The organism is Nitriliruptor sp., from assembly GCF_040882075.1.
Taxonomy (GTDB): Bacteria; Actinomycetota; Nitriliruptoria; order Nitriliruptorales; family Nitriliruptoraceae; genus Nitriliruptor.
Genome location: NZ_JBBEBZ010000231.1, coordinates 1 through 9,648 on the forward strand (window position 1 = coordinate 1; position 9,648 = coordinate 9,648).

Annotated in this window: 6 protein-coding genes and 1 pseudogene; 5 read left to right on the forward strand and 2 right to left on the reverse strand. The window is 71.1% G+C overall.

Annotated elements, in window-relative coordinates:
* Both WEB03_RS16760 and WEB03_RS16765 read left to right on the forward strand, forming a co-directional pair.
* A pseudogene (locus tag WEB03_RS16760) lies at positions 1–775 on the forward strand (hypothetical protein); the annotation flags it as partial.
* Positions 772–2,778, forward strand: coding sequence for a hydantoinase B/oxoprolinase family protein (locus WEB03_RS16765; protein ID WP_368072064.1), 2,007 nt, complete (start codon positions 772–774; stop codon positions 2,776–2,778). The pseudogene WEB03_RS16760 and the gene WEB03_RS16765, both read left to right, overlap by 4 nt.
* Before the next feature lie 32 nt (positions 2,779–2,810).
* On the opposite strand, the gene WEB03_RS16770 is transcribed toward WEB03_RS16765, so the two are convergent.
* Entirely contained in the window at positions 2,811–3,926 is a 1,116-nt protein-coding gene (locus tag WEB03_RS16770) for a helix-turn-helix transcriptional regulator (RefSeq protein WP_368072065.1), read from the reverse strand.
* Between the two features lie 210 nt (positions 3,927–4,136).
* On the opposite strand from WEB03_RS16770, the gene WEB03_RS16775 reads away from it, so the two are divergent.
* The 3 genes from WEB03_RS16775 to WEB03_RS16785 all read left to right on the forward strand — a co-directional run bounded on the left by WEB03_RS16775 (position 4,137) and on the right by WEB03_RS16785 (position 8,786).
* Positions 4,137–5,786 (forward strand): EAL domain-containing protein, encoded by a 1,650-nt coding sequence (locus WEB03_RS16775; RefSeq protein ID WP_368072066.1) that lies wholly within the window; start codon positions 4,137–4,139, stop codon positions 5,784–5,786.
* Between the two features lie 293 nt (positions 5,787–6,079).
* Positions 6,080–6,442 carry a hypothetical protein gene (locus tag WEB03_RS16780; protein WP_368072067.1) on the forward strand — a complete coding sequence of 121 codons (363 nt, stop codon included), beginning with the start codon at positions 6,080–6,082 and terminating at the stop codon, positions 6,440–6,442.
* An 88-nt stretch (positions 6,443–6,530) separates the two neighbouring features.
* Positions 6,531–8,786 (forward strand): signal peptidase I, encoded by a 2,256-nt coding sequence (locus WEB03_RS16785; protein WP_368072068.1) that lies wholly within the window; start codon positions 6,531–6,533, stop codon positions 8,784–8,786.
* 41 nt (positions 8,787–8,827) lie between these two features.
* Here the strand turns inward: WEB03_RS16785 and WEB03_RS16790 are convergent.
* Positions 8,828–9,648 (reverse strand): phosphoenolpyruvate carboxykinase (ATP) (locus WEB03_RS16790; RefSeq protein ID WP_368072069.1); only part of this gene is annotated, 821 nt, incomplete at its 5' end.

Genomic DNA, 9,648 nt, shown 5'->3' on the forward strand with positions numbered 1-9,648 from the left:
CGACCCGGGCAACCTGTCCGCCTTCGGGCTGCTGACCGTCGACGTCAAGAACGACTTCGTCCAGACCCACGTGGTCCGCAGCGACGAGCTCGACCGCGACGAGCTGCACGCCATCTACCGCGCGCTCGAGACCCGGGCCGCCGCCGCGCTCGACCGCGAGGGGTTCGCCCCCGAGGATCACCGCTTCGTGCGCACCGCCGACCTCCGTTACGACGGCCAAGCCTTCGAGGTCCGCGTCCCCGCCCCGGACGGCCCCATCGACGTCGCCTTCACCCAGGCGGTGGTCGACGCCTTCCACGACGAACACGAGCGGCTGTACGGCTACTGCTACAGGCAACCGCCAGAGGGAGCACGCCGCTCCGAACCTGCTGGCCAGCTCCCAGCTGACGACCATGAAGCGCCGGCCAGCTTCGGCGGAGGCGGGGGTCACCAGCACCCGGTCGAGTGGGTGAACCTGCGCGTGTCCGGCATCGGACCCATCGCCCGGCCGCAACTGCGGCGCCTCGGGAACGGCGACGGTGACCCGTCGCGCGCCCGGACCGGGACCCGTCCCGTGACCTTCGAGGGGGAGCCGGTGGAGACGCCGCTGTACGCCCGCGAGCGGCTCCTCGCCGGTGACGTGATCACGGGACCGGCGATCATCGAGGAGTTCGGCTCGACGGTCCCGCTCCACCCGGGGTTCACGGCCCGCGTCGACGAGCTCGCCAACCTCATCGTCACCTCGGACCAGAACGCCGGCCGAGACGGCGGCGCGACCGCTGGAGGTGCCGCGTGAGCGCCATCGACCTCATCGTCCTCGAGATCGTCCAGGGCACCCTGGCGTCCATCGAGAAGGAGGTCGAGGACGCGATCGGCCGGACCTCGCGTTCGCCGATGATCCGCGACGCCCACGACTACCGCGCCGGCATCTACGACGCCGGGATGCGCAAGCTCACGGGCCGGTCCTACTCGGCGCTGGTGCAGCCGGTGGTCCGCGACTTCCCGATCGACACCATGCGTCCGGGCGACGTGTACTTCCACAACGACGTCTACCTCTCCGAGGGTGGCATCGGCCACCTCCCCGACCTGTGCGTCACCGTGCCGGTCTTCGCCCGTCGTGAGGACACCGAGCCGGCGGTCGACGTCGCCACCGGCGAACCGGTCATCACCGACCCGCAGGTCGTCGGCTTCGTGCAGGCCTTCGGCCACCACGACGACATCGGTGGGTGCGTGCCCGGATCGATGCCGTCGGGCGCCACGAGCGTCTACGAGGAAGGCCTGATGGTCCCGCCCATCAAGCTGTGGGACCAGGGCGTGCCCAACCAGGCGGCGCTGACGATCATGACCCGCAACTCGCGGATGCCGGAGTCGCTGGCCGGTGACCTCGACGCGGAGTGCTCGGCCTGCTTGATGGGGGCCCGCCGCCTCGGTGAGCTGTTCGAGCGCTACGGGGTCGCGACCGTCGAATCGTGCTTCGACGCCATCGTCTCCAACAACACCGACACCTACCGGCGCGAGATCCTGCCGCGCATCCCCGACGGCACCTACGTGTGGGAGGACTACGCCGAGCACGACGGCGTCGACGAACCGAAGCTGCACCGCCAGCGCATCACCCTCACCAAGGAGGGTGGCGCCGGCGACGACGCCCGGCTCATCATCGACTTCACCGGCACCTCGCCGCAGGCCAAGGGGCCGATCAACCACGTCGCCGACCGGGCCGACGGCAACTTCCTCAAGAAGTGGCTCGCGCCGGTCCTCCGCAACCTCGCCGAGACCCCGGAGCGGATGGCGGAACTCGACGTGAACGAGGGCATCGTCGATCTGATCGAGATGCGCTTCCCGCCCCCCGGCACGCTGCTCACCCCGATCTTCCCCGCACCGACCAACGCGCGGACGTTCGTGATCCTGCGTCTCCTCGGCGTCCTGTCCGGGGTGCTCGCCAAGGCGGTCGACGGGGACATGCCGGCCGACCAGGAGACGATCCGTTACACCGGCGTCTACGGCACCCGCGCCGACGGCACGAGCTACCTGATGCGCGAGGTGCTCGGCGGCGGCTCCGGCGGCCGGCCCCACGGCGACGGCGAGGACACCATCCACGTCGTCCCCGACTCGCGGAACCTGCCGACCGAGTTCACCGAATCGCGGTTCCCGTTCCGCGTCGAGTCTCTGGGGCTCGCGCAGGACTCCGGCGGCGCGGGCAAGCACCGCGGCGGTCTCGGCTACGACAAGCAGATCCGCATGCTCGAGGACGCCTACTTCATGTCCATCGCGGACCGATCGATCCTGTCGTGCTGGGGCGTCAAGGGCGGCAAGGCCGGTTCGCCGTTCCGCGTGACGATCGACCCGGGTGGCCCGAACGAGCGCGAGATGGAGGGCCTCGTCGACGACGAACCCGTCAAGGCCGGCGAGGTGATCCGCATCCGCACCACCGGTGGAGGCGGCTGGGGCGACCCGCTCGAGCGCGATGTCGACGCGGTCCTCCGCGACGTCGCCTGGGGCAAGGTCTCGATCACCGCAGCCGACCGCGACTACGGCGTCGTGCTCACCGGTGACGGCTCCGAGGTGGCACGCTCCAGACACGCCGAGCCGCCCGACGACGACGCGACGCCACGCGCCGAAGGCATCGAGGTGGCACCGCTCGACCTCGACACGTTGGTCGTGGACCACGACGCCACCGCCCGCCGTCGCGACGAGCTACGGGAGGAACGCGGCGAGGTGGTGGCGTTCTTCGACCGCGGCCCCGGTTACGCCCAGCTCGACCCCGAGGGTCGCACCCACAACGACCTCGACGTCCTGTGAAACCTCGCTCCCCAAGGAACGCCCGGTGCAGGTCAGTTGGGCCCTTCGGGTGGGTTCCGTAGGATCTCGAGCAGCTCCTCCTGGGAGTTGACGCCGAGCCGGCGGTAGATCGCGGTGAGGTGGTTGCGCACGGTCGACGGCGACAGGAACAACCGCCGAGCGATGCCGGGGACGCGTTCACCCCGGCACAGACGATCGAGCACCTCCCACTGGCGAGGGGTCAGGTCGGCCAGCTGCGGCATCTCCCGCGCCGAGACCGCCCCCGTGTCACCGTCGCCACCGGTGATCCCGGAGCCGATCGGGACACCGGACGCCTCGACCTCGCCGGCGATGCGCCGCAGACGTTGTTCGAGGCCCTGCAGCCGGGCGGTCACGCTCGGCTCGGTGGCGATGACCGGGACGAGGGTGTACCCGATCTGGAGCTCGTCGCTGGCGAGCGGGACGAACGTGACGTGCATCCGCCGCCACCGGTTGTCGCGGTCACGGATCCTGAGCTGCGTGGCGACCCCACCACGCTCGGCCAGCGCGTGCGCGATCGATCCGAGCAGGACCGGCACGTCCTCGCGGTGGACGAACCAGGTCGCGGCGTGACCGATCACCTCCGCGCGCGCGAACCCGAGACTGCGTTCGACGCTCTGGCTGACCTGGGCGACCCGCAGGCCCTCGTCGAGGACGCCGATGATCACACCTTCGACAGCGCGGGGCCACCGCGAGCGGGACGGCAGCGGGACCGGTTCCAGGTCGACATCGTCGGTGACCAGCACCCACAGCGCACGCTGTCGCTGCTGGTCGTCGAGGATCGTGACCCAACTGGTCGACGGGAGGAGGGAACCGTCGAGGCGCTGCAGGACCCGCCGCGCCTCGAACGAGTCGATCCCGCCCTCGCGGAGCGACGTGAAGACGGACCCGAGGTCCACCTCGTCGGGGGCCAGGGACCGCAGCGGGGTCCCGACCGACGGACCCTCGATACCGAACACCTCGGCGAACGACGGGTTCGCTCGCACGAGCGTGCCCTCGGCGAGGTCGATGACCGCGACCGGCAGCGGGCACTGCTCGAGCAGGACCAGCGGGTCGGTGGACGAGCCGTCCGGTCCCGCCGTGGCTGTCGTCAACGCCAGCCACGCCATCACGGTACTTCGTTGCAGCAAGGAGGACCCCTTCCTGGGGGGAGCGGGGACCCTGCGGGCCGCGGACACGTCCCATCCAGCGGCCGTTCGGGCGGAACTCCGGGCCGAACGGACGGACGGAACGTCCACGTACGCGTGACGTTCCGTCACTGTTACTTCACGGAGCGTGACCGATGCTAGGGGGAATGGTCGCCGAAACCCCGCTGGCCGCGCCCCACGATGGGATCCACCGTGTCGTACGACGGGATGTCCGCTGCTGCGCTCCGACAGGGACAGCTGGAGCTGCACTACCAGCCCGTCGTGTCGCAGAGTTCCGGCCGCATCGTCGGGGCGGAGGCGCTGCTGCGCTGGGTGCACCCGGATGCCGGGATCCTCGGGCCCGCCGAGATCCTCGCGGACGCCGAGCGCAACGGCACGATGGAGCAGCTCGGCCGCTGGATCATCGACACGGCCATCGCCGAGCAGGCTCGGTGGCCCGGCCACCTCTTCGTCACCATCAACACGGCACCGAGCCAGCTCGTCTCCGATGACCTGGCCGACATCGTCGGTGACGCGTGCCGTCGTCACGGGGTCCGTCCCGAGGACGTCTACATCGAGGTGACCGAGCACGAGATGGCGGACCTCGACGCGGTCCGTCGCACCCTCGACGCCCTCGTCTCCCTCGGCGTCCGCATCGCGCTGGACGACTTTGGTGCCGGTCACACCTCCTTCGCCCGCCTCCGCGAGCTGCCGTTTCAGATGTGCAAGCTCGACCGGTCGCTCACCATCGACACGGCCGGATCCGACGTCATCCGCGCCATCGTCGATCTCGCCCACGCGCTCGGGATGAGCGTCGTCGCGGAGGGCATCGAGACCGGCGACCAGTGCGCGCGGATGGCCGGCCTCGGGTGCGACCTCGCTCAGGGCTTCGTGCTCGTCAAACCGCTGCCGGCCGAGCAGCTGCGTCAACTCCTGGCCGTCGACGACGCCCGGTACCTGCCCACCACGGCGCGCCCCGAGCACCGACTCGTCCTGCACCTCGACGAGCAGGTGCTCGTCCACGACGTGGCCACCGAACTTGCCAGCGCCTTGGCGGACGACGAGGTGGTGGTCCTCATCGTGACCGACACCCGGCGTCGGGCGCTCTCGGCGGCGATGTCCGCTGCGGGTGTCGACGTCGCCGCAGCGGTCCGTGACGGCCGGCTGTGCGCCGTCGACGTTGATGCGCTCATCGGATCGCTGCTGGTCGATGGTCGCGTCGATCCGTTCCACCTCGTGGACCGGCTCGCGTCGACGTTCCAGGCGGGGACCGACGGCCGACCGATCCGTGTGCACAGCGAACTGGGTGGGCAGCTGTGGGAGCGCGGTCACGTCACCGCGGCGCTCGATCTCGAGGAGCGATGCGGCGACCTCGGTCGGGATCGGGACGTGCAGGTCACCTGCACCTACGCGCTGTCCACGGTCGGAGGGACCGCCGACGTCACCGCCTTCGAGCGCCTGTGCCGCGAACACGATCGGGTCGTCCCCGCCGAACCGGCGCCGGAGCTACGCAGCCGCCAAGCACGTGAGCTGTCCATCGCGCGGATGCAGCGCGACGCGGTGTCCCTGGCCGCGTGGCGCGAGCTCGCCAAGGTGACGGTTCACGAGGTCCGGAACGCCAACACCATCGCGAGCCTCGCGCTGGCGATGCTGGAGACCCAGCTCGGAGACATCGGCGACCGGTTGCCGATCGACACCTCGCTGCTGATTCTGGCGCAGGACGCGATCTCCCGTGTGGGCGGCGCGAGTGACGTCCTCGCCCTCGGCCCCGCGGGGACGGTCTCCAGCGTCACCTCACGCCCCGACGAGGCTGCCACCCAACCGGAGCTGACGGCCGTGCCGGCCGGCCTCTTGATCGCCTGACCACCCGCACGCCTCGCGCGCGATCTCCCGTTCCGGGCCTCCACCGCACCCCCGACGGTCTCTCGTCGGGGGTGTTCCTCGTGTTCGACGGGGGCTGCCGCTGCGTGTGCCGACCATCCGGCGCGGTGTCCACGGGTGACTAGCGGTGGCGTGGTCACGAGTCCTCATGTCGACCCGGAACGCCGTTGACCAGGGGTGTCCGGCACGGCGAACCCACCACCAGGTGGAGGCGCGAGAACCACGGGATCCACCCGGTCAGCCGGCATCCACCCACCGATCAGAGAGAAACCTCCATGCCTACCAACCTCTCCAAGCGTCTCGTGCTCGGCACCGCGGCCGTGACGCTCCTCTTCGCCGGTTCCGCCTTCACCGCCAGCAACACCATCGAGGGCCCGAACGTCGCGGGCTACGGCACGGTCGCGGTCACGGGTGCGACCGTCACCTCGGTCGGCCACACGCTGAGCGCCAACGGGAGCCAGATCGCGTCGACCAAGCTCGTCTTCTCAGAAACCCAATTCGGCCGCACGGTCGACGCAGGCTTCGACTCGGCGCTGGTCAACTGCACGGTCACCGAGCTGGCTCCGACCGAGGCGGACTGCTCCTACACCGACGTGGCGACCGCGGGCGCCGCCAACTTCGCGGTCGCGGTCTCCTAGTCGCCGCTCTGATCGAGCAGTGACGTCAGCAGCGACAGCCCGGCTGGGATCGACCAGCCGGGCCGTCCGCTCCGAGGGGGTGAGAACCGTGGGTGCACGACGTTCGATCAGCAGCGTGGTCCTGATCCTCGTGCTGGCTGTCGCCTGGCTCCAGTTCGGCCCCGCACAGCTCGGTGGCCGCGCGACCTACGTCAGCACGCACGGCGAGAGCATGGAGCCGACCTACAGCGCGTCAGACCTCGTCGTGATCACCCGCGCTGCCGACCACCGCGTCGGTGACGTCATCGCCTACCGCAGCGAGCTCCTCGACACGGTCGTGCTCCACCGGATCGTCGACGAGGACGCCGACGGGTTCATCACCCAGGGTGACAACAACGACTGGCTCGACCAGGACCGCCCGACCGACGCCGACATCCTCGGGACGCCGCGGTTCCACGTCCCCCGGGCCGGCCGGATCCTCGAGGTCCCAACTCCCGTCCGGGCCACCGCCGTCACCGCCCTCGCCGCACTCGCCTTCAGCGGCGGCCGCAAGCTCTCCCGCCGCCGCGCGCGGCGCCCCTCCTCGACGACCGGAACCCCGATCGTGATCTCCACTCCCCGTCGCCGCGGCTCCACCGAGCCCACCACCTCCGACTCGACCAGCAAGTCGGCGGGCCTGATCGCAGGCTTCCGGCGTCGGCGCTCGGTGGAGGCAACGCCCTCCGCGGCACCGCTCGACGGGGCCGCGCCCGTTGCCTCCGGCGGCGCCTCGCCAGGACCATCACGCACAGACGCGGCACCGCTCGACGGGGCCGCGCGCGTTGCCTCCGGCGGCGCCTCGCCAGGACCATCACGCACAGACGCGCCATCGGAGACCCCTGCCCGCCGACTCACCTGGACCGGCTGGCCGTCGCGCGCTGCGGCCACCGCCGCGGTCGTCGGGCTCCTCTCCGTCGCGCTCGCCGCGACCGCGTTCACGCGTCCGCTGACCACCAGCGGCGACGTCGTCTACACCCACCGCGGCGAGTTCACCTACACCGCCAACGCAGAGCCGAGCCTGGTCTACCCCGACGGTCGGCTGATCACCGGCGACCCGGTGTTCCTCCGCCAGGTCGACGAGCTCGACCTCGCCTTCACCTACGCCGTCGACGGCCTCGGCAACCCCTCGGCGACGGGCCAGCTGTGGCTCGACCTCGCCGACGGTTCGGGCTGGTCGCAGCGCTCACCCCTCGGAACGGCGAACTCGTTCGACGGCGGGCGGCTCACGCTCGCTGGTCACCTGACCATCCCCGAGCTGCGCCGCACCCTCACCCGCGTCGCGGACGAGACCGGCGTCGGCGGAGGGAGCGCGACGATCACCGTCGCCGCCGAGATCACCGTCGCCGGCTCGGTCCGAGGCACCGCGCACACCTCCGCCTTCACCCCTGAGCTCGCGTTCCAACTCGACGCCAACCGACTCGTGCTCCGCGACGCGACCGCGGCGGGCGCCGGTACCGAGTCAGCCGACCCCACCTCGGACCCCACGGCTGCCGGCACCGACACGAACAACAGCACGAGCACCGGCACCGGCACCGGCACCGGCACGAGCACCACCCCGGAGACCGATAGCGCGCCGATCCCCGGCATCGCCCGAACCGAGGACGACACGGTCACGCTGCCCGACGCCGAACCCGCGCAGCTCACCCTCGCGGGACGCAGCCTGTCGGTCGACCACGCCCGGACCGCTGCATCGATCGGACTCGGCGTGGCGCTGTTCGCCCTGCTGACCGGTCTGACCGGCGCCGCCCGCCAGCGTGGGTTCGACGAGGCTGCACGCACCCGGGCTCGCTACGGCCGTCGCCTGGTCGAGGTGGACGCCGTCACGACCCCGGCTGGCTACGGCATCGTCGACGTCCGCGACGTGTCGACGCTCGTCGAGCTGGCCGGCCGGATCGACCGCCCGGTCCTCCACCACCGTCCCGGTCCCCCCGAGCCCGAGACCTTCATCGTCGAGGGCGACGCGACCGTCTACCGCTACCGCGCCGCCACGGCCGCGGGCGACGAGGCGATCCAGATCCCGGAGGAACCGGCCCCGACCCCCCAGCGCGACACCTCGCGCCCGACACCGTCCGCTGTCCCCGCCCCTCCGCCACCACTCGCGCCACCGGCCCGGCCCGCGCCACCGACACCACCCGCCCAACCGCGAGCGTGGACGCCACCGGCACCACCCGTGGCCTCGGTCGCCGCAGCTGCGGCCTCCGTACCCACGCCACCGGCCCCGCCCGCGCCGCCGACCCCGGAGCAGGTGCACGCCGAGCTCGAGAGCTGGTTCGCCAGCACGCCACCCGACTTCGAACGGGTCCCCACCCGAGCTACACACGGCTGATGGACCGCCGCAGCGGTCCCTCACCGGTGGTCCGTGCCGCGTCAGCTGGCGCGCTTGACCCGCTCGTCGAGGCCCTCGTAGCCATCGAGGTACTCGGCCCGTTCGGTGTGGAGCCGGTCGACGATCTGCTGGTACTCGTCCTGGCGACCCTGCCGCTCGTAGAGCTTGCGGGGCTGCAGCAGCTCCGGGTCGTCGAAGTCCGGGATCGACTCGGCCACGAGGTAGCCGAAGTCCGGGTCCTCGACCCACTCGATCGTCCCCTCGACGATGCCCTTCTGCACGGCAGCCGAGTGCGGGATCTTGACCTTCTTGGACCCCTCCTCCGACTCCGGCCCACCGACGCGGCCGGTCGACAGCAGGTAGACCTCGAGCTCGCTGGTCTCGAGCAGTTCGAGCAGCCGGTTGGCCTGCGAGGCGTCGTTCTCGAACCAGAACGGGTTGGTCCCCGGGACGCGCAGGCTCTTGCCAGCCTCAGCAGCCCCGCCCGCCGAGGTGCCCTTGGTCTCGCCGAGCATGAAGTAGTACGCGGCCTGGTCGGGCTTGAGCTTGGCGACCGCCGGGATGATGTTCTCGTTGCGGTTCAGGATGAACAGGTACTTGGCTTTCGGCAGGTCCGCCGGGTCGCGGTGGCGGATGTCGTCGAGCCCGAAGGTGCAGCGTCCGTTGGCGGTGTAGCTGGTGTCGGAGAAGTCGACCTTGCCGTCCTCGTCGACCGCGACCGACTCGAGCCACGCGTGCGGCGACGTCGCGCCCCCGTGGATGGTGGGTTCGTCGTCGGGGTCGAGCCCGACGGTCTTGGCGAAACACCCCGCCTCGCTGGTGTGCACCTCGCCGCCCGGCATCAGGGCGATGAAGTCGTCCT